Below are 23963 nucleotides of genomic sequence, written 5' to 3' on the forward strand. Positions count from 1 at the left end.
GCTATACTCCCCTCCATTTGAATGGCCCTTCGAGGAAACACTGTGAAGAATTGGACCTTGCGCCAGCGGATTTTGGCGAGCTTTGCGGTCATTATCGCGATCATGCTGCTGATGGTTGTGGTGTCCTACTCACGGTTGCTGAAGATTGAAGCCAGCCAGGAATCGGTGCGTGACGACGCGGTGCCGGGGGTTTACCTCAGTTCGATGATCCGCAGCGCATGGGTCGACAGTTATTTGCAGACCATCGATATCATTGGCCTGCGTGAGGATAAAACCTTCACCAATAGCGATAAATCGGACTACAAGGCCTTCGAATCGCGTATCGAACAGCAGATGGCCAATTACGAAAAAACCGTGCATAGCCAGGCCGATCGCATGGAGTTCGACAACTTCAAGGCCGCCCACATCAATTACAACAAGGTCCTGGCCCAGGTACTCGATCGCGTCGAAGCCAATGACCTGCCGGCCGCGCGTGAGCTGCTGGAAGAGCAATTGACGCCGATCTGGACCGAAGGGCGCATGAAGCTCAATGACATCATCACGGAAAACAAGGCCGTGTCCGACAACGCGACGGCCGCCATTGACGACGCCGTTGCCTCTGCCAAGGTCAGCATGTTCCTGTCGCTGGCCGTGGCGATCCTCGCCGCCGGCCTGTGTGGCCTGCTGCTGATGCGCGCGATCATGGCGCCGATGCAGCGTATCGTCGAGATCCTCGAAACCATGCGCACCGGAGACTTGAGCAAACGCTTGAACCTGGAGCGCAAGGACGAGTTCGGTGCGGTGGAAACCGGCTTCAACGACATGATGACCGAGCTCACGGCCCTCGTGTCCCAGGCCCAGCGCTCTTCGGTGCAGGTCACCACCTCGGTCACCGAGATTGCGGCCACCTCCAAGCAGCAACAGGCCACTGCCACTGAAACGGCGGCCACTACCACTGAGATCGGTGCCACTTCGCGGGAGATCGCTGCCACTTCCAAGGATCTGGTTCGCACCATGACCGAAGTGTCTACCGCCGCTGACCAGGCCTCGGTGGCCGCCGGTTCCGGCCAGCAAGGTCTGGCGCGCATGGAAGAAACCATGCACTCGGTGATGGGCGCCGCCGACTTGGTGAATGCCAAGCTGGCGATCCTCAATGAGAAGGCCGGCAACATCAACCAGGTGGTGGTGACCATCGTCAAGGTCGCCGACCAGACCAACCTGCTGTCCCTGAATGCCGCCATCGAAGCCGAAAAGGCCGGTGAATACGGGCGCGGTTTTGCCGTGGTGGCCACCGAAGTGCGGCGCCTGGCCGACCAGACCGCCGTGGCCACCTACGACATCGAGCAGATGGTGCGTGAAATCCAGTCAGCGGTTTCGGCGGGCGTGATGGGCATGGACAAGTTCTCCGAAGAAGTCCGTCGAGGCATGTTCGAAGTGCAGCAAGTGGGCGAGCAGCTGTCGCAGATCATCCATCAGGTACAGGCCCTGGCGCCGCGGGTGTTGATGGTCAACGAAGGCATGCAGGCCCAGGCCACCGGCGCCGAGCAGATCAACCATGCCCTGGTGCAACTGGGCGATGCCAGCAGCCAGACGGTGGAGTCCCTGCGCCAGGCCAGCTTTGCCATCGATGAACTGAGCCAGGTTGCGGTGGGTCTGCGCAGCGGCGTGTCGCGTTTCAAAGTCTGATGAGCGACCTCGCGGCTAAACGCGGCGCCATTCCGGCAGCGAAAAAAGCCTTGTTCCTGGTGTTTCACATCGGTAGCGAACGCTTTGCGCTCAAGGCCACGGAGGTGGCCGAGGTGTTGCCACGCCTGCCACTCAAGCCCATCGCCCATGCGCCACTGTGGGTGGCGGGCATCTTTGCCCATCGCGGGGCGTTGGTACCGGTCATCGACCTGAGCGCGCTGACCTTCGGCACAGCGGCCCAGGCGCGGACGAGTACGCGCCTGGTGCTGGTCAATTACCAGCCGCACACCTGGGTCGAATCGCGCTGGCTCGGGCTGATCCTCGAGCAGGCCACGGACACCCTGCGGTGCGACCCGGCGGAATTCCAGCCTTACGGCCTGGATAACCGCCAGGCGCGGTACCTGGGGCCGGTGCGGGAGGATGCCCTGGGCCTGATGCAGTGGATTGGCGTGAATGACGTGCTCACCGATGATGTGCGCGCCCTGTTGTTTTCTGCCGAGCTGAGCCTATGAGCAACGACCCGCGTTTTTTTGCCTTCTTGAAAGAACGTATCGGCCTGGATGTCGCGTCGGTCGGCGAGGCCATCATCGAGCGCGCCGTGCGCCAGCGCAGCCAGGCCGTGCAGGCACAAACACCAGGTGAATACTGGCAGCACCTGCAAAGCTCCGAGGACGAGCAACAAGCGCTGATCGAAGCCGTGATCGTCCCCGAGACCTGGTTTTTTCGTTACCCCGAATCCTTTGCGACCCTGGCCCGACTGGCGCTTGCACGCCTGGCCGAGATCAAGCAGATGCGCGCCCTGCGCATTCTCAGCCTGCCGTGTTCCACCGGCGAAGAACCCTATTCCATTGCCATGGCCTTGCTGGATGCCGGGTTGGCGCCGCACCAGTTCAAGGTACTGGGCCTGGATGTCAGCCCGCTGTCGGTGGAGCGCGCCCGGCGCGGGGTGTATGGCAAGAACTCGTTTCGTGGCGGCGATATTGCCTTTCGCGACCGCCACTTCACGGAATACGGCGACGGGTTCCACATCGCCGACCGCGTGCGTGAACAGGTGCGCCTGCAAGTCGGCAACCTGCTCGACCCGACGCTGCTGGCGAACGAGGCGAGCTACGATTTCGTGTTTTGCCGCAACCTGCTGATCTACTTTGACCAGCCGACCCAGAAGCAAGTCTTCGATGTGCTCAAGGGCCTGACCCATGTGGACGGCGTGCTGTTTATCGGCCCCGCGGAGGGCAGCTTGCTGGGGCGCCACGGCATGCGCTCGATTGGGGTGCCGCAGTCATTTGCCTTCAGCCGGCATGCCGAACCGGTGAAGCCTGAGCCGGTATTCGTGCCCATGCCGACGCCACCGCGCCGCGTCGCGCCGGTACCGGTCAAGCCGCGACCGTTCAGCACGGCCAGCACCCAGGCGGGGCCGATCAAGGCGCCGCCCTCCGATGCGGGCACCTTGCTCAGCCGCATCGCCAGCCTGGCCAACGAAGGTAAAAGTGCCGAGGCCCGCGCCGCCTGCGAGCAGTATCTGAACAGTCACCCGCCGGCCGCCCAGGTGTTCTACTGGCTGGGGTTGCTCAGCGACGTGGCCGGCAGCGCCCTGGAAGCCCAGGGGTTTTATCGTAAAGCCTTGTACCTGGAACCCCAGCACCCGCAGGCCTTGATGCACCTGGCCGCCTTGCTCGAGTCCCAGGGCGACAGTGCGGGGGCGCGCCGTTTACAGGCGCGGGCCGCCCGCAGCGAGCGAGCAGACAGTGAGTCCAAACGATGAGTAGCACCGAGGCGCTCAACACCGCAGGCCTGGACTTGACCCTGGCCGACACCCAAGCCATCGACGACTGCTGGAACCGTATCGGTATCCATGGCGACAAGTCGTGCCCGCTGCTGGTGGAGCATATCCACTGCCGCAACTGTTCGGTGTACTCGGCTGCCGCCACGCGCTTGCTGGACCGCTATGCCTTGCGGCAGGACGACCGTCGTCCGGTGGCGGCTGCCGAGGTTGACGAAAAGATCGTCACCCGCTCGCTGTTGGTGTTTCGCCTCGGCGAGGAATGGCTGGGCATCGCCACCCGCTGCCTGGTGGAGGTGGCCCCGTTGCAACCGATTCATTCGCTGCCGCACCAGCGCTCCCGTGCCTTGCTCGGTGTGGCCAATGTGCGTGGCGCGCTGGTGGCGTGCCTGTCGCTGGTGGAGTTGCTTGGCCTGGAAACAACCCATCAGGGCGCCAGCGGTGGGCGGATCATGCCGCGCATGCTGATCATCGCCGCGCAGGATGGCCCGGTGGTGGTGCCGGTGGACGAAGTGGATGGCATCCATGCCATCGATGAGCGCACCCTGAAGGCGGCGTCGGCCTCGGGTACCCAGGCCAGCGCGCGCTACACCCAAGGTGTGTTGCAGTGGAAAGGCCGTAGCCTGCGGTGGCTGGACGAGGCGCAATTGTTGTCCGCCGTAACCCGGAGCCTCACATGACCCCCGACCAGATGCGCGACGCCTCGCTGCTGGAGCTGTTCAGCCTGGAAGCCGATGCCCAGACCCAGGTGCTGAGCGCGGGCCTGCTGGCCCTGGAGCGCAACCCTACCCAGGCCGACCAGCTTGAAGCCTGCATGCGTGCCGCGCATTCGCTCAAGGGCGCGGCGCGCATCGTCGGGGTGGACGCCGGGGTCAGCGTGGCCCATGTCATGGAGGATTGCCTGGTCAGCGCCCAGGAACGCCGCCTGCACCTGCAACCCGAGCATATCGACGCGTTGCTGCAAGGCACCGACCTGCTGATGCGTATCGCCACCCCTGGCAACGATGTCGGCACGGCGGACATCGACGCCTATGTGGCGTTGATGGAGCGCCTGCTGGATCCATCCCAGCCCAGTGCCTACGTCGCGCCGCTGCCCGCTGTGCCTGAGCCCGCCCCGGCGCCGCTCATCGAAGAGCTGCCGCCGGAGCCTGAGCCCGCACCGCCCGTCGCCAGCGATCCGCCGCGTCAGGGCCGGCGCATGACCGAAGGTGGCGAACGCGTATTGCGCGTGACCGCCGAGCGCTTGAACAGCCTGTTGGACCTCTCGAGCAAGTCCCTGGTGGAAACCCAGCGGCTCAAGCCCTACCTGGCCAGCATGCAGCGTCTCAAACGGATTCAAAGCCAGAGCGTACGCGCCCTGGATACCCTGGATGGCCAGCTCAAGACCCTGGGTTTGAGCCTCGAAGCCGAGGAAGCCCTGGCCGATACCCGTCGCCTGTTGAGCGAAGCCCAGGCGCTGCTGGCGGAAAAGACCGCCGAGCTGGATGAGTTTGGCTGGCAGGCCGGCCAGCGTGCCCAGGTGCTCTACGACACTGCGCTGGCCTGTCGCATGCGCCCGTTTGCCGATGTACTGGCCGGGCAGGTGCGCATGGTGCGCGACCTCGGCCGCAGCCTGGGCAAGCAGGTGCGCCTGGAGATCGAGGGGGAAAAGACCCAGGTCGATCGCGACGTGCTGGAAAAGCTCGAAGCGCCACTCACCCATCTATTGCGCAATGCCGTCGACCACGGTATCGAAATGCCCGAGGAACGCCTGCTGGCAGGCAAACCCGCCGAAGGCCTGATCCGCCTGCGCGCGTCCCATCAGGCCGGCCTGCTGGTGCTGGAGCTGAGTGACGACGGCAATGGCGTCGACCTGGAGCGCCTGCGCGGCACCATCGTCGATCGGCATCTTTCAACCTGGGAGACGGCCTTGAACCTGAGCGAAGAGGAACTGCTGACGTTCCTGTTCCTGCCGGGGTTCAGCCTGCGCGACAAGGTCACCGAAGTGTCCGGACGCGGTGTCGGGCTGGATGCGGTGCAGCATATGGTCCGCCAACTGCGCGGCGCGGTGGTGCTTGAGCAGACGGCAGGGCAGGGCAGTCGCTTCCACCTGGAGGTGCCACTGACCCTGTCGGTGGTGCGCAGCCTGGTGGTGGAAGTCGGCGAGGAAGCCTATGCGTTCCCGCTGGCGCATATCGAGCGCATGTGCGACCTGGCCCCCGACGACATTGTGCAGTTGGAAGGCCGCCAGCATTTCTGGCACGAAGGTCGGCATGTCGGCCTGGTCGCCGCCAGCCAGTTGTTGCAGCGCCCATCGGGGCAGAGCAGTGACGAAACCTTGAAGGTGGTGGTGATTCGCGAGCGCGATGCGGTTTACGGCATTGCCGTGGAACGCTTTATCGGCGAGCGCACCCTGGTGGTGCTGCCGCTGGATGATCGCCTGGGCAAGGTCCAGGATATTTCCGCCGGCGCCTTGCTGGACGACGGCTCGGTGGTATTGATCGTCGATGTGGAAGATATGCTGCGCTCGGTGGACAAGCTGCTCAACACCGGGCGCCTGGAGCGCATCGCCCGGCGCAGCCAGCAGGCCACCGAGGCACCGCGCAAGCGGGTACTGGTGGTGGACGACTCGCTCACTGTGCGGGAGTTGCAACGCAAGTTATTGCTCAATCGCGGGTACGAAGTGGCCGTCGCGGTCGACGGCATGGACGGCTGGAACGCCTTGCGCTCCGAAGATTTCGACCTGCTTATCACTGATATCGATATGCCTCGTATGGACGGTATTGAATTGGTCACACTCCTGCGCCGTGACAGTCGCCTGCAATCGTTGCCGGTGATGGTGGTGTCCTACAAAGACCGTGAAGAAGACCGCCGTCGCGGGCTGGACGCTGGGGCGGATTATTATCTGGCCAAGGCCAGCTTCCACGATGACGCGCTGCTGGATGCCGTGGTGGAGCTGATCGGAGGCGCGCGATCATGAGGATTGCGATCGTCAATGACATGCCCCTGGCCGTGGAGGCCCTGCGCCGTGCCTTGAGCTTCGAGCCCATGCACCAGGTGGTGTGGGTGGCCAGCAATGGCCTGGAGGCGGTGCAGCGCTGCGCCGAATTGACCCCGGACCTGATCCTGATGGACCTGATCATGCCGGTGATGGACGGCGTGGAAGCCACGCGGCAGATCATGGCCGAGACCCCATGCGCGATCCTGCTGGTGACCGTCGACCGCCAGGCCAATATGAGCCGGGTGTTCGAAGCCATGGGCCACGGCGCCCTGGATGTGGTGGACACGCCGGCGCTCGGCGTGGGCAACCCCAAGGATGCGGCGGCGCCATTGCTGCGCAAGATCCTCAACATCGGCTGGCTGATCGGCCAGCGCGGCAGCCGTGTGCGCGCCGAAACCACCCCGGAGCGCAGCACCGGCAAACGCCAGAGCCTGGTGGCTATCGGTTCTTCGGCGGGTGGCCCGGCTGCCCTGGAAATCCTGCTCAAGGGGTTGCCCCGGGACTTTGCCGCCGCCATTGTGCTGGTGCAGCATGTGGATCAGGTCTTCGCCGCCGGCATGGCCGAATGGCTGAGCAGCGCCTCCGGCCTGCCGGTACGACTGGCCCGCGAAGGCGAACCGCCGCAAAGCGGGGTGGTGCTGCTGGCCGGCACCAATCACCACATTCGTTTATTGAAGAATGGCACGCTAGCCTATACCGCAGAGCCGGTGAACGAGATTTACCGGCCTTCGATCGACGTGTTTTTCGAAAGCGTGGCCAGCCACTGGAATGGCGATGCCGTCGGCGTACTGCTGACCGGTATGGGCCGTGACGGGGCCCAGGGGCTCAAGCTAATGCGTGAACAAGGTTATTTGACCATCGCCCAGGATCAGCAAAGCTCGGCGGTGTATGGCATGCCCAAAGCGGCGGCGGCGATTGATGCTGCTGTTGAAATTCGCCCACTGGATAGAATTGCGCCCCGATTGCTGGAGGTCTTTGCAAAATGATCATGACCTTCCGCAGTGTTGGCTTGCAGGCAGTAATTCAGGTGACTGCACATGAATGATTTACAGATCGACGACATCAAGACCGACGAAAACGCCGCCATGGTGTTGCTGGTCGACGACCAGGCCATGATTGGCGAAGCCGTCCGGCGTGGCCTGGCCCACGAAGAAAACATCGACTTCCACTTCTGTGCCGACCCGCACCAGGCGATTGCCCAGGCCATCCGCATCAAACCCACGGTGATCCTGCAGGACCTGGTGATGCCCGGCCTCGACGGCCTGACCCTGGTGCGCGAATACCGCAACCACCCGGCCACGCAGAACATCCCGATCATCGTGCTTTCCACCAAGGAAGACCCGCTGATCAAGAGCGCGGCGTTCTCGGCGGGGGCCAACGATTACCTGGTCAAGCTGCCGGACAATATCGAACTGGTGGCGCGTATCCGCTATCACTCACGCTCCTACATGACCCTGCTGCAGCGCGATGCCGCCTACCGTGCGCTGCGGGTCAGCCAGCAACAGCTGCTGGACACCAACCTGGTGCTGCAACGGCTGATGAACTCCGATGGCCTGACCGGGCTGTCCAACCGTCGCCACTTCGACGAATACCTGGAGCTGGAATGGCGCCGCGCCATGCGTGACCAGACCCAGCTGTCATTGCTGATGATCGACGTGGATTTCTTCAAGACCTACAACGACAGCTTTGGCCACGTCGAGGGTGACGAAGCCCTGCGCAAAGTGGCCAACACCATCCGCGAAGCCAGCAGCCGCCCCTCGGACCTACCGGCGCGCTATGGCGGCGAAGAGTTTGCCCTGGTGTTGCCGAACACCTCGCCGGGTGGGGCACGCCTGGTGGCGGAAAAGCTGCGCATGGCCGTCGCCGCGCTGAAGATCCCGCATATCGCACCGGCGGAAGGCTCGAGCCTGACCATCAGCATCGGGCTGTCGACCATGACGCCGGTGCAGGGTACCGATTGCCGCCAGTTGATCATGGCGGCGGACAAGGGCTTGTATACGGCCAAGCACAACGGGCGAAACCTGGTCGGTATCGAGTGACTTGAGGCCGCAACAGATCAAAATGTGGGAGGGGGCTTGCCCCCTCCCACATTTAACCCTGCGTAATCTGCCTTTTCGCCAGGCGGACTGCCGTTCCCCCCCGTTTGCCGTTATACTCGCCGGCTTTCAAAAGTTCGCCAACGAGTGCTGCCCGCCATGGAAATCAACCCGATCCTTAACACCATCAAGGACCTGTCCGAGCGCTCCGAAACTATTCGGGGGTATCTTTGACTACGATCAAAAGCATGAGCGTCTGACCGAAGTCAATCGCGAGCTTGAAGATCCGAGTGTCTGGAACAAACCTGAATACGCCCAGGAACTGGGACGCGAGCGCGCTGCGCTGGCGCAGATCGTCGACACCCTCGACGAACTGAACACCGGCCTGGCCGATTGCCGCGACCTGCTGGACATGGCCGTCGAAGAAAACGACGAAGGCGCAGTGGGCGATGTCGTCGCCGAGCTGGCCCGTCTCGAGGAAAACCTCGCCAAGCTTGAATTTCGTCGCATGTTCAGCCACGAAATGGACCCGAACAACGCCTACCTGGACATCCAGGCCGGTTCCGGCGGCACCGAAGCCCAGGACTGGGCCAACATCCTGCTGCGCATGTACCTGCGCTGGGCCGACAAACGCGGTTTCGACGCCACCATCATGGAATTGTCGGCCGGTGAAGTCGCCGGCATCAAGGGCGCGACCGTGCACATCAAGGGTGAATACGCCTTTGGCTGGCTGCGTACCGAGATCGGCGTACACCGCCTGGTGCGCAAGAGCCCGTTCGACTCCGGCAACCGTCGCCACACCTCGTTCTCTGCGGTGTTCGTCTCGCCCGAGATCGATGACAAGGTGGAAATCGAGATCAACCCGGCTGACCTGCGTATCGACACCTACCGCTCCTCCGGTGCCGGTGGCCAGCACGTAAACACCACCGACTCGGCCGTACGTATTACCCACGTACCGACCAATACCGTGGTGAGCTGCCAGAACGAACGTTCCCAGCACGCGAACAAGGACACCGCCATGAAAATGCTGCGGGCCAAGTTGTACGAGCAGGAAATGCAGAAGCGCAACGCCGCTTCCCAGGCGCTGGAAGACACCAAGTCGGATATCGGCTGGGGTCACCAGATCCGCTCTTATGTGCTCGATGCGTCGCGGATCAAGGATCTGCGCACTAACATCGAACGCAGCGACTGCGACAAGGTACTCGACGGTGACATTGACGAATACCTGGAAGCCAGCCTGAAATCTGGCCTGTAACCCCTTGTAGGAACCGGGGGGACGCCCAGTCCTTGCCGGCGATCCCCGGCCGCAGGCCGGGGACCACGAACCTGATGGAAAATTTAAAGACATGAGCGACCAACAACTCGACCCGCAAGCCCTGCAACAGGAAGAAAACTCCCTGATCGCCCTGCGCAAGGAAAAGCTGGCTGCCGAGCGCGCCAAGGGCAATGCCTTCCCCAACGACTTCCGTCGCGACAACTACTGCGATGCCTTGCAGAAGCAGTACGCGGACAAGACCAAGGAAGAGCTGGCAGAAGCGGCGATCCCGGTCAAGGTGGCAGGTCGCATCATGCTCAACCGTGGCTCGTTCATGGTGATCCAGGACATGACCGGGCGTATCCAGGTCTACGTCAACCGCAAGACCCTGTCTGAAGAAACCCTGGCCTCGGTGAAAACCTGGGACATGGGCGACATCATCGCCGCCGAAGGCACCCTGGCCCGTTCCGGCAAGGGCGACCTGTACGTGGAAATGACCAGCGTGCGCCTGCTGACCAAGTCCCTGCGCCCGTTGCCGGACAAGCACCACGGCCTGACCGATACCGAGCAACGCTACCGTCAGCGCTACGTTGACCTGATCGTCAACGAAGACGTGCGCCAGACCTTCCGCGTGCGTTCGCAGGTCATCGCGCACATTCGCAGCTTCCTGATGCAGCGTGACTTCCTGGAAGTGGAAACCCCGATGCTGCAGACCATCCCGGGGGGCGCCGCAGCCAAGCCGTTCGAAACCCACCACAACGCACTGGACCTGGAAATGTTCCTGCGTATCGCGCCTGAGTTGTACCTCAAGCGTCTTGTGGTCGGTGGCTTCGAGAAGGTGTTCGAGATCAACCGCAACTTCCGTAACGAAGGCGTCTCGACCCGGCACAACCCGGAATTCACCATGTTGGAGTTCTACCAGGCGTACGCCGACTACGAAGACAACATGGACCTCACCGAAGAACTGTTCCGCGAGCTGGCGCAACTGGTCCTGGGTAGCACCGACGTGCCGTACGGCGACAAGGTGTTCCACTTCGGCGAGCCGTTCGTGCGTCTGTCGGTGTTCGACTCGATCCTCAAGTACAACCCTGAGCTGACCGCCGACGACCTCAACGACATCGACAAGGCCCGCGCCATCGCCAAGAAAGCCGGTGCCAAGGTGCTCGGCTTCGAAGGCCTGGGCAAACTGCAGGTGATGATTTTCGAAGAGCTGGTGGAGCACAAGCTGGAACAGCCGCACTTCATTACCCAGTACCCGTTCGAAGTGTCGCCGCTGGCCCGTCGCAACGACGACAACCCGAACGTCACCGACCGTTTCGAGCTGTTCATCGGCGGCCGCGAAATCGCCAACGCCTACTCCGAGCTTAACGATGCCGAAGACCAGGCCGAGCGCTTCATGGCCCAGGTGGCCGACAAGGACGCCGGCGACGACGAAGCCATGCACTACGACGCCGACTTCGTACGTGCCCTGGAATACGGCATGCCGCCAACGGCCGGTGAAGGTATCGGCATCGACCGCCTGGTGATGTTGTTGACCAACTCGCCGTCGATCCGCGATGTGATCTTGTTCCCGCACATGCGGCCACAAGCGTAAATGTAGCGAAATCCGAAGCCGCCTTTTATAAGGCGGCTTTTTTATGTGGCGTTTTTAAGCGTCAAGCAAACAGCGCCAGGTTTTGATCTATTCAAGGATGTGTGTCGTGAACCGCGTAACCGCTCAAGAAGGTGCCGCCGGCATTGCCGCTGCCGTGGCTGAAAGCGTCCAGTACCAGGGCCGTAAGGCCAGCCGTCGGGGCAGCGAGCAACGCAGGCAAGACATTCTCGATGCAGCCATGCGCATCGTGGTGCGCGATGGCGTGCGCGCCGTGCGCCATCGGGCCGTGGCGGCCGAGGCCGGTGTGCCGTTGTCAGCCACTACCTATTACTTCAAGGACATCGATGACCTGCTCACCGATACCTTCGCCCAGTATGTTGAACGCAGCGCCGCCTTCATGGGCAAGCTATGGGTGCGTAACGAAGGCCTACTGCGTGAGATGGTCGCCTATGGCGATGGCAGCCCGGAATCGCGCTCGCAACTGGCCGATGACATTGCGCGGCTGACCGCCGACTATGTGCTGCGCCAACTGACCAACCGCCGCGAACATTTGATGGCCGAACAGGCCTTCCGCCAGGAAGCCTTGCTCAACCCGCGCCTGGCTGAGCTGGTGCGGTCCCACCAGCAGATCCTGTTGCAGGGCACGGGGCAGTTTTTCCAGGTATTGGGCTCCCGCGAGCCGCAACAGGACGCCAAGGTGTTGACGGCGATTATCAGTCGGATGGAATATCAGGGCCTGCTGGGCGGCGCAGAGCCTCTGACCGGTGAAGAGATGCTTGAGATCCTCAAGCGTTACATGCATTTGGTGTTGGCCTCGGTCTGACACCGGGGGAGTCCAATGAAAACCTGGCGTGTGGCGGTAATCGCCTTGTCGTTCCTGTTGCTCAGCGGTTGCCTGGTCACGTTCAAGGACCCGTTGCCCGCCCATGAGGCGGCGCCGGATGAGTTGCTGGGCCATTGGACCAGCAGGAATGCCTGGGGCGAACCGCTCAATCTGCACATCAGCCGTGCCGGTGAGCACCGCTACAAGGCAGTGAGCTACCCTAAAGCCACGCCGGCCCAGCGCGATGAGTACCTGTTTACCGTTTCGCGTCATGGCAACCGCTGGTACCTGTCGGCACCGTTGCCGGCCCGGTTCGGAGGGCATTACTTCCTGGCGGGGTTCGAGTTCGACGATAAGCACGAATTGGTGGTCTATAACCTCGACCTCGAACAGATTCACCAGGCCATCGGGCAACAGGTGCTGCAGGGCAGCAGCGTGGAGACCGTCGAAGGCGCCGGCGTACGGGTCGACAGTTCCATGAGCCAGGTGTTTGCCTACCTGGATGACCCGGCCAATGCCGATGTGTTCGTTGAAGCCGTGCGCTACCAGCGTGCGGGCAAATAACGTTTAGAGAGGAAGCACCGGGTGGACGATTACCAGCAGACGATACGCAGCTTGTCCGATCGCATTGTGCTGGCGCAAACACCGATTCGCGTCCTCGACGCCGTGAAGTGGGACGACAACATTCGCCAGGGATTCCTCAAGGCCAAGGGCAAGGCCATGCCTGCCGTGGATCGCGACTACTACCTGAACCGACCGCTGTCGTTCGACTCCAGTGCGGTAAAGCTGGAATTCCAGAACATCGAACGCGACATCACTCGCCGCCTCGGCCAGTTCAGCCCGGTGGGGCAGATCATGCGCCGCATGTGCCGCGAATACCGCATGGTGGTGCGCATGCTCGAAGCCCGCGGCACCGAGGACTTCGGTCTGATCTCCCAGGAGCTGTACGGCGCCGCGTCCGATGCCTTCCACGCCGGCGACCCGACCCTGGCTGACCTGGGCCTCATGCTCTCCGACTACCTGAACAATATCGACGGCCGTGGCGACCTCAAGGATGAAGCCAAGACCCTGACCGCCAAGGACGCCGTGGCCCTGCTGCAAACCCGCCTGAACAAGGTATTTGGCGAGGCCGAGGAGACCATCCGGGTGTTTGAGTCCGACGGTATCGTCGCCGATGCCGCCGCGGGCGCCGACTATATCAAGATCCGCGCCGACGCGATGTTCAACGACCGCGACGTGCGTGCGCTGGAAGTCCACGAAGGCCTGGTGCATGTCGGTACCACGCTCAACGGCCAGAACCAGCCGATCTGCACCTTCCTGTCCAAGGGCCCGCCGTCGTCCACCGTGACCCAGGAAGGCCTGGCGATCCTCATGGAGATCATTACGTTCGCCTCCTACCCGAGCCGATTGCGCAAGCTGACCAACCGCACCCGGGCGATCCACATGGTGGAAGAGGGTGCCGACTTCCTGCAGGTGTTCGAGTTCTTCCGCGAGCAAGGCTTTGAAATGGCCGAAAGCTATGGCAACGCCAGCCGGGTATTCCGTGGCTCGGTGCCGAACGGCCTGCCGTTTACCAAGGATCTTTCCTACCTCAAGGGCTTTATCATGGTCTACAACTACATCCAGCTGGCCGTGCGCAAAGGCAAGCTGGAGCAAGTGCCGCTGCTGTTCTGCGGCAAGACCACCCTGGAAGACATGCGCACCTTGCGCCAACTGGTGGACGAAGGCCTGGTGGTGCCGCCCAAGTACCTGCCGGAACAGTTCCGCGACATGAACGCACTGGCGGCGTGGATGTGTTTCTCCAACTTCCTCAACCACTTGAGCCTGGACCGGATCGAGGCGGATTACTCCAATATCCTTTAAACGCTGTTATTCACGAGGCTTCAACGGATGAGAATCCTCGGCATTCTGTGCCTGCTACTCACATTGAACGGTTGCAGCTCGCTGCTGTTCTACCCCGAACCCGGCCTGCCATTCACTCCCGAAAAAGCGCACTTGCAATACCGTGATGTCACCCTCACCACCGCCGACGGCGTCAAGCTGCATGCCTGGTGGCTGCCGGCCAAGGCCGGCGTGCCTCTCAAGGGCACGGTGCTGCACCTGCACGGCAACGGTGGCAACCTGGCCTGGCACCTGGGTGGCAGCTGGTGGTTGCCGGAGCAGGGCTACCAGGTACTGCTGCTGGACTATCGCGGTTACGGGCTGTCGGAAGGCAAGCCCTCACTGCCGGCGATCTATCAGGATGTGGACGCGGCGTTCAACTGGCTCGACCAGGCGCCCGAAACCCAGGGCCAGCCGCTGATTGTGCTTGGCCAAAGCCTGGGCGGCGCGCTGGCGGTGCATTACCTGGCGGAACACCCGCAGCGTCAGTCCCAACTCAAGGCCCTGATACTGGACGGCGTGCCCGCCAGTTATCGTGACGTAGGACAATTCGCCCTGAGCACTTCCTGGTTAACATGGCCCTTGCAGGTGCCCTTGTCTTGGCTGGTGCCCGACGCCGACAGCGCGATCAACGCCATGCCGCACCTGACCGGCGTGCCGAAATTGCTGTTCCACAGCCTCGACGACCCGATCGTGCCCGTGGCCAACGGTATCCGCCTGTATCAGGCCGCGCCACCGCCACGGGTATTGCAGTTGACCCGCGGCGGCCATGTGCAGACCTTTGCCGACAAGACCTGGCAAACCGTGATGCTGCGCTATCTGGACGACCCGCAGCACTTCAACGGCCTGCGCCGCCTGGGCGAGATTCCGAACTACCCCATTCCTAAAGTTGATCCATCAGAGAGCCCGCAATGAGCGAAGAACGCAACATGATCCCGCTGATCCTCACGGGTATCGGCACCATCATCGGCACCGTCGGCTGCCTGTGGTACTACGGCTATTTGCACTTCGCCAAGCCTGAGGATGCGCTGCTGCTCAGCGACTTCACCATGCTCAAGACCGTGCCGGGCGAGGACTACAAGATCTCCCTGACCCCGGCCGCTCAAGTGGCGCAGTGCGTCGATGGCGTGCTGGTCATGTTCGATACTGAGCAGAAAGGCTTGAGCGGTGTGTTGGTCAATAATAAGAAGCAGGCGGTGCGTTGCATGGGGCAGGAAACGCCGCAACTGCAGCAGTAAGCCAGCGCGTCGAGTTCGTGGGAAAGTGCCACTCAATCTGAGGATTCGTCCCTTGGTGCAGGTCCGAGTCTTCGCAGGCCGGAACCATCTCTATTCGTCCGCCACAGACTACGGGCTGATCGGTATGACTGATCGGTCCTTATTCAATTTATTGTGGAGTTAATATTTATGAGCGGTATCAGCGCAATACGGCCTCAGATGAATGCGGACAGCTTTGGTGCCAGCGGAGGCAACGAGCAAGACCTCAGGGGGAAGATTAATGACACAGAAAACAAAATTAACGAATTGAAGGCAAAAGGTTCCCAGGGCGGGCAAGGAAGCGGTGGGGCCGGAGGAGGAGACACTCTCGAGGATTTGGAGAAGTTGCTGGAGAGGCTGAAGAAGGAGCTTGCACAACTGCTGCAATCAACTGCTCCGCAGGGCGCTCAAGGCGGCGAAGGTGGCGAAAAAGGTGTAGGACAGAGCGGTCCGCAAATCCAGCCGCCAAACTACCAAAGCTCAGGCCCCGTCTCCGCCTCCGCCTGATTGCCCACCCGTGGATAACCCGTCTGTCATAGGCGGGTTTTTTCACCGGGCATGGGGCGATAGTCGATGAGGACATCGGCACTTGCGGCAGTCATTGGCGACGGGATTATCTGGAACCATAGCGCGTCATAAAACCACAGAAGGCGGAGTTGCTTACACAGATCGAGGCTGAAAAGGTGGCGATACGCATTGCTGCAATCGACAACATGCTGGACATGATCAGGGGGCATGAGGCGCTGGTAAGGCGAGACGCTCGCAATCATGAGCTTGAGCAGCTGATGGATAAGCTCTCGCAAAATACGTACGGCTCGAAGGTCGAATTGCCCGCCGAGGATACACATCGCACTATCCAGTTCGGCGACCCGAAAAAAAACCCACCGTGAGGTGGGTTTTTTATCCAGCATCAATCAATCAGTTCGCCATGGACGAACGTGGCTTGACCGGCTGGTTGTCGTTGGAGATGGTCACTTCAACGCGGCGGTTCATGGCTCGGCCCGAGACGCTGCCGTTGTCGGCAACCGGGTATTCCTTGCCATAACCCTGGGTCACGATGCGCGAGATATCCACGCCTTGCTGAGCCAGTGCGCGTTGTACCGAGGCCGCGCGGCGCTCCGAAAGGCTCTGGTTGTACGAGTCGGAACCGGTGCTGTCGGTGTAGCCTTCGACTATCACCTTACGATCCGGATTGTCACGCAGGAACTGCGCCAGCTTGGTGATGTTCACCAGGCCGCTGGATTTCAGGTCGGACTTGTTGGTAGCGAACAGCACGTCGCCGAATGTCACCAGCGTACCGCGATCGGTTTGCTTGGCATTCAGGCTGTCCTGCAGCTGCTTGATCTGCGCGTCACGGGCCTCGAGCAGGGCACGGGCACGTTCGTCGCCGGCGTTTTTCAGCTTGGCTTCGGATTCGCGCAGCGCGATGGTGTCTTTGGCCACTTCAACACGCTGGTTGGTCAGGTAGGCCAGTTGGTCAACTTTCTTCTGGTCTTCCTTGTCGCGGTAGGCCTTGTCAGCCTTGTCCAGCCATTCGCTGGCGTCCTTGGTTTCCAGCGCGGCAAGCTTGGTGGCTTGCGGGTTGGTTTGCAGGGACGAGAAGTTGGTCCGTGCGTTTTCCAGGTTCGCGTTGGGCGGGGTAGAGCAGGCCGCCAGGGCAACGCTCATCGCCAGCAGGGCAGGGATCATCAATTGTTTACGCATAGTCGTGTCGTCCTTTCAATTCGATATCGGGTGCAGTGCAATCAGGCGCGGCGCTTTATTTCTGCTGGATAGCAGCCGGGCGCATACCTTCCTGACGCAGCTCCTGAACAGCTTTCTGGGAATCCTTCACAGCCTGTTCGGCCTTGGCCGCCTGGGACTTGCGCTCTGCAACGCGAGCATCCCATTCAGCCTGTTCGGCCAGGCGACGCGCCTCGTCATAGTTCTTGTCGTGCATGGCGATTTCGGCTTGCTTGAGCTTGTCCTGGGCCGATTTCATTTCAACTGCTGCGTACTCGGTGCCGCCGGCGCTCACTGCGCTGTTGACCGCGGACTGAGTCACCGCGTATTGCTCGGTGGGCGGGTTGCCGGCGCAGCCAGCCAAAACGAAGCTGGTGCCGATCGCCAGCGCGGCCAATTTAAGCCCGCGCAGGTGGTTAAACGTGGATTTGGCAGTGCTGGTCTTCATCGTCTTCAACTCCATTGGATAGCTCCTAAAAACATCAAAATCCATCGCAGTCGATGAACGGCCGGGGCGCGGCGGTAAAGCACGACGGGCCCTTTCAAACGGCCGTTCCAAGTGATGGCTTACTGGCTGTGACCGGAGGCTTTTTTCAAAAGTTCAGAAGAGATGGCGATTTGCCTAAAAAAATATCTGACTGATTGGTCAGGGTAAAAAATTGGAACTTTTGCGACGTGCAGGGGTACTCCGAGCCTCGGCAGAGGCCCGGAATACGGGGTTCAGATGGGTGTCAATCGAGTCCGTCAGTGCTTTTGGTCGTCGGCACTGGCAGACAAATCATGCAGATAGCGACGGGACAAGGTCAGGAACCGCGGTGTTGGCCCGACGTCCTCATAGAGCGGGTCGCCCTCTTCATCGGTGGCAATGACCTGTTGCCCCCTGATGTAGGGAAAGCTGGCTTCCAGCTCCTCAAGGGCGGCGCCGATCAGCTCGCCGAGCAGTTCTTCGGTGTGGCGCTTGGGGTACATCTCGGCGATGGCTGCCAGCCGTGCAGCAGCCTCCACATCCAGATGGATGGCGTACTCGGTCTTGGTCAGGCGACCCTTGGCGTTCTCTTCCCAATGCTGGGCCAGTTCTCGAATTTTCATGGCAACCTCAATAAAGCCTGCGGTGGCAGGCGGTGATGAGTGACCAGCCGCGCGCGTGGATAAACGCGGCGGCTCACACTTGAGACTAGCTGCAAGTCACAAGGTTTAAAGTCTTGTCATAAAACGATGCCGGCGGCACTCTGACAGACCTGCGCGTCCCGGATTTCTGGCTGGAGATTGGCTGATGAGTGATATCGATGCACGCTTGCGTGAGGATGTTCACCTGCTGGGTGAACTGTTGGGCAACACCATTCGAGAGCAGTACGGCGATGATTTTCTCGCCAAGATCGAACAGATCCGCAAAGGCGCCAAGGCCGACCGCCGCGGAGCCGCCCCGGACAAAGCCGCGGGTGATGAACTGAGCGCCAGCCTCAATCAGTTGCAGGAAGACGAACTGCTGCCGGTGGCGCGGGCCTTCAACCAGTTCCTCAACCTGGCCAATATCGCCGAGCAGTACCAGTTGATTCACCGGCGCGACGAGTCGCAACCGGCGCCGTTCGAGTCCCGCGTATTGCCGGAGTTACTGGCGCGCCTGCAGGGCGAGGGCCACAGCAATGAGTCCCTGGCCCGCCAGTTGGGGCGCCTGGACATCGAACTGGTCCTCACCGCCCACCCCACCGAAGTGGCACGCCGCACCCTGATCCAGAAATACGACGCCATCGCCGCACAACTGGCGCTGCAGGATCACCGCGACCTCACCACCGCTGAGCGCGAGCAGATCCGCCAGCGCCTGCAACGCTTGATCGCCGAAGCCTGGCACACCGAAGAAATCCGCCGAACGCGGCCCACCCCTGTGGATGAAGCCAAGTGGGGCTTCGCGGTGATCGAGCATTCGTTGTGGCACGCCATCCCCAATTACCTGCGCAAGGCCGACCAGGCGTTACACACTGCAACGGGTCTGCGTTTGCCGCTGGAAGCCGCGCCGATCCGCTTTGCGTCGTGGATGGGCGGCGACCGTGACGGCAACCCGAATGTCACCGCGCCGGTCACCCGCGAGGTGTTGCTGCTGGCGCGCTGGATGGCGGCCGACCTGTACCTGCGCGATATCGATCACCTGGCCTCCGAACTGTCGATGCAACAGGCCAGCCCGGCGTTGCAGGCCAAGGTCGGCGACAGCGTCGAACCCTATCGTGCCCTGCTCAAGCAACTGCGCGAACGCCTGCGCGCCACGCGCCAATGGGCGCATACCGCGTTGAGCAGCAGCACGCCGGCGCCTGCCGAGGTGTTGCAGAACAACCGCGACCTGCTTGAGCCACTGGAGCTGTGCTACCAGTCGCTGCACGCGTGCGGCATGGGCGTGATCGCCGACGGCCCGCTGCTCGATTGCCTGCGCCGGGCCGTCACCTTTGGCCTGTTCCTGGTGCGCCTGGATGTGCGCCAGGATTCCAGTCGTCATTCGGCGGCCATGACCGAAATCACCGATTACCTGGGCCTGGGCCGTTACGAGGACTGGAACGAAGAGATGCGCATCAGCTTCCTGATGAAGGAGCTGGCCAACCGTCGACCGCTGTTGCCGGGCTATTTCAAACCATCGGCCGATACCGCCGAAGTACTCAACACCTGCAAGGAAGTGGCCGCCGCGCCTGCCGCCTCGTTAGGCTCGTATGTCATTTCCATGGCCGGTGCCGCGTCGGACGTATTGGCGGTGCAGCTGCTGCTTAAAGAGTCGGGCGTTCAACGGCCGATGCGCGTGGTGCCGCTGTTCGAAACCCTGGCCGACCTGGATAACGCCGGTCCCGTGATCGAGCAACTGTTGCTGCTGCCGGGCTACCGGGCGCGCTTGCAGGGCCCGCAGGAAGTGATGATCGGCTACTCCGACTCGGCCAAGGACGCCGGCACCACCGCCGCCGCCTGGGCTCAGTACCGGGCCCAGGAGCGGCTGGTGGATATCTGCCGGGAGCAACAGGTGGAATTGCTGCTGTTCCATGGCCGTGGCGGCACCGTCGGGCGTGGCGGCGGCCCGGCCCACGCGGCGATCCTGTCGCAACCGCCGGGTTCGGTGGCGGGGCGTTTCCGTACCACCGAGCAAGGCGAGATGATTCGCTTCAAATTCGGTTTGCCGGACATTGCTGAACAGAACCTCAATCTCTACCTGGCCGCCGTGTTGGAGGCAACGTTGCTGCCACCGCCGCCACCGGAGCCGGCGTGGCGCCACTTGATGGATGAATTGGCGGCCGACGGCGTCAGCGCTTACCGCGCGGTGGTGCGGGAAAATCCGCAATTCGTCGAGTATTTTCGCCAGTCCACCCCGGAGCAGGAGCTGGGCCGTCTACCTTTGGGCAGTCGCCCGGCCAAGCGTCGCGCCGGAGGCATAGAAAGCCTGCGTGCCATTCCGTGGATCTTCGGTTGGACCCAGACTCGCCTGATGCTGCCGGCCTGGCTGGGTTGGGAAGCCGCATTGAGCAAGGCCCTGGAGCGCGGCGAAGGTGAACTGCTGGGGCAGATGCGCGAACAGTGGCCGTTCTTCCGCACCCGCATCGATATGCTGGAAATGGTCCTGGCCAAGGCCGATGCCGATATTGCGCGCCTGTATGACGAGCGTCTGGTGCAGCCGGACCTGTTGCCATTGGGTGCGCACTTACGCGACCTATTGTCGCAGGCATGCGACGTGGTGCTTGGCCTGACCGGCCAGTCGCAACTGCTGGCCCATAGCCCTGATACCCTGGAGTTCATCCGCCTGCGCAACACCTACCTTGACCCCTTGCACCTGTTGCAGGCCGAGTTGCTGGCGCGCTCGCGTCGCCAGGAAGCCGCGCAGGACAGCCCTCTGGAACAGGCGCTGCTGGTGTCCGTGGCCGGTATTGCCGCCGGCCTGCGCAACACCGGCTGAGGTTTTTTGCGTGTGCTCAAAGGCTTGCGGATAAACCACGACGGCCGCCCCGAAAGGGGTGGTCGGCGTTTACAGCGCTGGTTGCACTCAGGCACACCCTACCTATGACGTACGCGTGGCGCGGGTTCCTGCGACTTTTGGCGGCTTGTGTGGTTAGGGCCCGCTGTGTATCTTGATCAGCCTTTGGCCGTTTGGGCGGCCTGGGCCCATAGTTTCATGAGCCCTAATATTATTTTTACGAGATTGGCCCCACGCGGCGAATCCGAGCGTCATCTCTATAAAAAATTGAGGAGCACATCGATGCGCGTCATTCTGCTGGGAGCTCCCGGGGCCGGTAAAGGTACTCAGGCAAAGTTCATCACTGAAAAATTCGGCATTCCACAAATCTCCACTGGCGACATGCTGCGTGCTGCCGTCAAGGCCGGCACCGAGCTGGGCCTGATCGCCAAGAGCGTGATGGACAGCGGTGGCCTGGTCTCCGATGACCTGATCATCAACCTGGTCAAGGAACGCATCAGCCAGGAAGACTGCAAGAACGGCTTCCTGTTCGATGGTTTCCCACGCACCATTCCCCAGGCCGAAGCCCTGGTGAAAGCCGGCGTCGAGCTGGACGCGGTGGTGGAAATCGCGGTTGAAGATGAAGAAATCGTCCAGCGTATCGCCGGTCGTCGCGTCCACGAAGCCTCCGGCCGCGTGTACCACACCGTCTACAACCCGCCTAAAGTTGAAGGCAAGGACGATGTCACCGGTGAAGACCTGGTGCAGCGCAAGGACGACACCGAAGAAACCGTGCGTCATCGCCTGTCGGTCTACCATTCCCAGACCAAGCCGCTGGTGGATTTCTACCAGAAGCTGTCCGCAGCCCAGGGCAAGCCGAAGTACAGCCATATCCCTGGCGTCGGCTCGGTGGAAGCGATCACCGCCAAGGTCCTGCAAGCACTGAGCTGATCCTTTATCGGCTTGATAGACAACGGCCCGCTTGCGGGCCGTTGTTGTTTATACTGGCGCACTTTTTTTGACTTGGACACCCACACCGATGAGCACCCTGCTGGCCCTGGACACCGCGACTGAAGCTTGCTCCGTTGCCTTGCTGCACGATGGCAAGGTCACAAGCCACTACGAGGTGATCCCGCGCCTGCATGCGCAGAAGCTGTTGCCGATGATCAAGCAGCTGCTTGAAGACGCGGGCACCACCCTGTCGGCCGTGGATGCCATCGCCTTTGGCCGTGGCCCGGGAGCGTTCACCGGGGTGCGCATCGCCATTGGCGTGGTCCAGGGCCTGGCCTTTGCGTTGGAGCGCCCGGTCCTGCCGGTCTCTAACCTGGCCGTACTGGCTCAGCGTGCCTTGCGCGAACACGGCGCCCAGCAGGTGGCGGCGGCGATCGATGCGCGTATGGACGAAGTGTATTGGGGCTGCTACCGCGAAACGGCTGGCGAAATGCGCCTTGTCGGCGAGGAAGCGGTGCAGCCACCGGAATCGGCGGTATTGCCCGACGATGCCAGCGGTGACTGGTTCGGCGCTGGAACTGGCTGGGGGTATGGCGAGCGTATCGGTGTTCAACCGGCTGGGCAGGACGCCACCCTGTTGCCTCATGCCGAAGATCTGCTGACCCTGGCACGCTTTGCGTTCGAACGTGGCGAGGCGATTCCTGCGGATCAGGCCGCACCGGTCTACCTGCGCGATAAAGTCGCGCAGACCAAGGCGGAAAGAGGGATTATTTGACGCCAAAAATGATGGCAATTTGAGGCAAAAGTCGCCAATCGTCAGAATTTGCCCGGGTTTTTAAACCTTTTTCAAATTATGTGTTCTAGTTATCACCAGAGCATTTGCGCGCGACGGACAGTGCTGCCAAAATGCCATTACTGATAGCGAGTTCGCGCCTATGCGTATAGATGGATTTTCCTCACAGTCGTACCCGATCAAGCGCAAGCCGCGTAAGGCAAACGCCAGGGTGGACGACTCCGTCGAGGATTCGCCGGACTTCATTGAGGTGCAATCCGATGCGCAGGCCAGTTCACAAGCCCGCATCAGCGGCGTTCCCGCCCGTCAGCAAGACATGGTCTTCCCGCGTTCCATGAGCAAAAGCGTTGCCACCGCCCTGGCCAGCTACCTGACCACCGCTGGATTTGTCGAATGGGATATGGAAGTGCTGGGTCTCGACATCCACATCTGATGCGCCTGCCTTACTACCTCGGCTGCCCGTCCTGGAGTGAAAACGCCTGGCGCGAGTACCTGTACCCAGCCGACGCCCGCTCCGGCGATTACCTTGCCCTTTATTCCCAGGTCTTCAACGCCGTCGAAGGCAATACCACGTTCTACGCTCGCCCTTCGGCCGCTACTGTGCAGCGCTGGGCTGAGATCATGCCCGACGATTTTCGTTTCACGGCCAAGTTCCCCGGTGACATCAGTCACGGTGGCGACTTGCGTGAGCAATTGCCGGCAGCGGAAAGTTTTGTCGGTTTGATGAGCCCGCTCGGTGAACGTGTTTCGCCGCTGTGGCTGCAGCTGTCGGCGAGTTTTTCGCCGCAACGCCTGGCTGAACTGGCCGGCTTTATCGATGGTCTGGAGCGCCCGATGGCGGTGGAAGTGCGCCACCCTGAGTTCTTCGCCAAGGGCGATGCCGAGCGCATGCTCAACCGTTTGTTGCGTGATCGCGGTGTCGAGCGCATCTGCCTCGACCCGCGCGCGTTGTTCAGTTGCACGTCGACCTCGGCGGCGGTACTGCACGCACAATCGAAAAAGCCCAAGGTGCCGCCCCGTCCGGCAGCGCTGACCCGGTTTCCCCAAGTGCGTTTTATCGGTCATCCCGAGCTTGAGGCGAATGACCCGTTCCTGGTGCCGTGGGTGGAAAAAATCGCGGGTTGGATCGAAGAAGGCCGCACACCCTATGTGTTCCTGCACACCTCGGATAATCGCCTTGCCGCGCAACTGGCCCTGCGTTTTCACACGCAACTCATGGCGCGCCTGCCCGGCCTGCCGGCGCTGCCGACCTTGCATCGGGAACCCGAAGCCGAGCAACTGGGGTTACTCTAGGGCTCCTTTTTCCGCCAG

Annotated in this window: 24 protein-coding genes; 21 read left to right on the top strand and 3 right to left on the bottom strand. The window is 61.8% G+C overall.

The annotated features are described in order from the left end of the window. Positions 1-42: 42 nt before the first annotated feature. The 16 genes from BB029_RS07530 (at position 43) to BB029_RS31875 (ending at position 16160) form a co-directional block, all read left to right on the top strand. Complete coding sequence (locus BB029_RS07530) at positions 43-1665, top strand: methyl-accepting chemotaxis protein (RefSeq protein WP_027604523.1); 1623 nt, start codon at positions 43-45, stop codon at positions 1663-1665. Next, the gene (locus BB029_RS07535) at positions 1665-2177 is read left to right on the top strand and encodes a chemotaxis protein CheW (protein WP_065938735.1); all 513 of its coding nucleotides are present in this window, start codon (positions 1665-1667) and stop codon (positions 2175-2177) included. Before BB029_RS07530 ends, BB029_RS07535 begins: the two co-directional genes overlap by 1 nt. Then, entirely contained in the window at positions 2174-3427 is a 1254-nt protein-coding gene (locus BB029_RS07540) for a protein-glutamate O-methyltransferase CheR (protein WP_065938736.1), read from the top strand. Before BB029_RS07535 ends, BB029_RS07540 begins: the two co-directional genes overlap by 4 nt. Continuing rightward, positions 3424-4125 carry a chemotaxis protein CheW gene (locus tag BB029_RS07545; RefSeq protein WP_065938737.1) on the top strand — a complete coding sequence of 234 codons (702 nt, stop codon included), beginning with the start codon at positions 3424-3426 and terminating at the stop codon, positions 4123-4125. The genes BB029_RS07540 and BB029_RS07545 overlap by 4 nt, the downstream gene beginning before the upstream one ends. Further along, positions 4122-6404 (top strand): hybrid sensor histidine kinase/response regulator, encoded by a 2283-nt coding sequence (locus BB029_RS07550; RefSeq protein WP_065938738.1) that lies wholly within the window; start codon positions 4122-4124, stop codon positions 6402-6404. The genes BB029_RS07545 and BB029_RS07550 overlap by 4 nt, the downstream gene beginning before the upstream one ends. Further along, positions 6401-7411, top strand: a complete 1011-nt coding sequence (locus BB029_RS07555) for a chemotaxis response regulator protein-glutamate methylesterase (RefSeq protein WP_065938739.1) — start codon at positions 6401-6403, stop codon at positions 7409-7411. Before BB029_RS07550 ends, BB029_RS07555 begins: the two co-directional genes overlap by 4 nt. 51 nt (positions 7412-7462) lie before the next feature. After that, positions 7463-8464: a PleD family two-component system response regulator gene (locus tag BB029_RS07560; RefSeq protein ID WP_065926488.1), complete on the top strand. Its 1002-nt coding sequence runs from the start codon at positions 7463-7465 to the stop codon at positions 8462-8464. A 156-nt stretch (positions 8465-8620) separates the two neighbouring features. Further along, positions 8621-9716 (top strand): peptide chain release factor 2 gene (gene prfB / locus BB029_RS07570; RefSeq protein WP_098465888.1). Its coding sequence is split into 2 segments (ribosomal slippage): positions 8621-8692 and positions 8694-9716, totalling 1095 coding nucleotides; the frame shifts between segments, so codons are not numbered across the junction. 91 nt (positions 9717-9807) lie between these two features. Then, complete coding sequence (gene lysS / locus BB029_RS07575) at positions 9808-11310, top strand: lysine--tRNA ligase (RefSeq protein ID WP_027604516.1); 1503 nt, start codon at positions 9808-9810, stop codon at positions 11308-11310. Between the two features lie 106 nt (positions 11311-11416). Then, on the top strand, positions 11417-12133 hold the full coding sequence (locus BB029_RS07580) for a TetR/AcrR family transcriptional regulator (protein ID WP_027604515.1): 717 nt from the start codon (positions 11417-11419) through the stop codon (positions 12131-12133). Between the two features lie 15 nt (positions 12134-12148). Further along, a complete protein-coding gene (locus BB029_RS07585) occupies positions 12149-12697 on the top strand; it encodes a hypothetical protein (protein ID WP_065938740.1) in 549 nt (182 codons plus the stop codon). A 21-nt stretch (positions 12698-12718) separates the two neighbouring features. After that, positions 12719-13996: a flavohemoglobin expression-modulating QEGLA motif protein gene (locus tag BB029_RS07590; protein ID WP_027604513.1), complete on the top strand. Its 1278-nt coding sequence runs from the start codon at positions 12719-12721 to the stop codon at positions 13994-13996. A gap of 27 nt (positions 13997-14023) precedes the next feature. Continuing rightward, complete coding sequence (locus BB029_RS07595) at positions 14024-14929, top strand: alpha/beta hydrolase (protein WP_065938741.1); 906 nt, start codon at positions 14024-14026, stop codon at positions 14927-14929. After that, on the top strand, positions 14926-15252 hold the full coding sequence (locus BB029_RS07600; RefSeq protein ID WP_003172217.1) for a hypothetical protein: 327 nt from the start codon (positions 14926-14928) through the stop codon (positions 15250-15252). Before BB029_RS07595 ends, BB029_RS07600 begins: the two co-directional genes overlap by 4 nt. Before the next feature lie 168 nt (positions 15253-15420). Beyond that, complete coding sequence (locus tag BB029_RS07605; RefSeq protein WP_065938742.1) at positions 15421-15777, top strand: hypothetical protein; 357 nt, start codon at positions 15421-15423, stop codon at positions 15775-15777. A 149-nt stretch (positions 15778-15926) separates the two neighbouring features. Then, positions 15927-16160 (top strand): hypothetical protein, encoded by a 234-nt coding sequence (locus BB029_RS31875; protein ID WP_083236350.1) that lies wholly within the window; start codon positions 15927-15929, stop codon positions 16158-16160. A 28-nt stretch (positions 16161-16188) separates the two neighbouring features. On the opposite strand, the gene BB029_RS07615 is transcribed toward BB029_RS31875, so the two are convergent. From BB029_RS07615 to BB029_RS07625, 3 genes are all read right to left on the bottom strand, one after another. Further along, positions 16189-16974 (bottom strand): OmpA family protein, encoded by a 786-nt coding sequence (locus BB029_RS07615; RefSeq protein ID WP_065938744.1) that lies wholly within the window; start codon positions 16972-16974, stop codon positions 16189-16191. 55 nt (positions 16975-17029) lie between these two features. Then, on the bottom strand, positions 17030-17440 hold the full coding sequence (locus BB029_RS07620) for a DUF4398 domain-containing protein (RefSeq protein ID WP_169899499.1): 411 nt from the start codon (positions 17438-17440) through the stop codon (positions 17030-17032). 296 nt (positions 17441-17736) lie between these two features. After that, positions 17737-18081: a pilin assembly protein gene (locus BB029_RS07625; protein WP_065938745.1), complete on the bottom strand. Its 345-nt coding sequence runs from the start codon at positions 18079-18081 to the stop codon at positions 17737-17739. Positions 18082-18265: 184 nt separating this feature from the next. On the opposite strand from BB029_RS07625, the gene ppc reads away from it, so the two are divergent. The 5 genes from ppc to BB029_RS07650 all read left to right on the top strand — a co-directional run bounded on the left by ppc (position 18266) and on the right by BB029_RS07650 (position 23945). Then, positions 18266-20911 (top strand): phosphoenolpyruvate carboxylase, encoded by a 2646-nt coding sequence (gene ppc / locus BB029_RS07630; RefSeq protein ID WP_065938746.1) that lies wholly within the window; start codon positions 18266-18268, stop codon positions 20909-20911. Between the two features lie 300 nt (positions 20912-21211). Then, complete coding sequence (gene adk / locus BB029_RS07635) at positions 21212-21859, top strand: adenylate kinase (protein ID WP_010212617.1); 648 nt, start codon at positions 21212-21214, stop codon at positions 21857-21859. Positions 21860-21947: 88 nt separating this feature from the next. Further along, positions 21948-22634, top strand: a complete 687-nt coding sequence (gene tsaB / locus BB029_RS07640) for a tRNA (adenosine(37)-N6)-threonylcarbamoyltransferase complex dimerization subunit type 1 TsaB (protein WP_065938747.1) — start codon at positions 21948-21950, stop codon at positions 22632-22634. 160 nt (positions 22635-22794) lie between these two features. Then, positions 22795-23085, top strand: coding sequence for a hypothetical protein (locus tag BB029_RS07645; protein ID WP_065938748.1), 291 nt, complete (start codon positions 22795-22797; stop codon positions 23083-23085). Further along, on the top strand, positions 23085-23945 hold the full coding sequence (locus BB029_RS07650; RefSeq protein ID WP_065938749.1) for a DUF72 domain-containing protein: 861 nt from the start codon (positions 23085-23087) through the stop codon (positions 23943-23945). Before BB029_RS07645 ends, BB029_RS07650 begins: the two co-directional genes overlap by 1 nt. Positions 23946-23963 lie beyond the last annotated feature (18 nt).

The organism is Pseudomonas sp. S3E12 (assembly GCF_001702295.1).
GTDB lineage: Bacteria > Pseudomonadota > Gammaproteobacteria > Pseudomonadales > Pseudomonadaceae > Aquipseudomonas > Aquipseudomonas marginalis.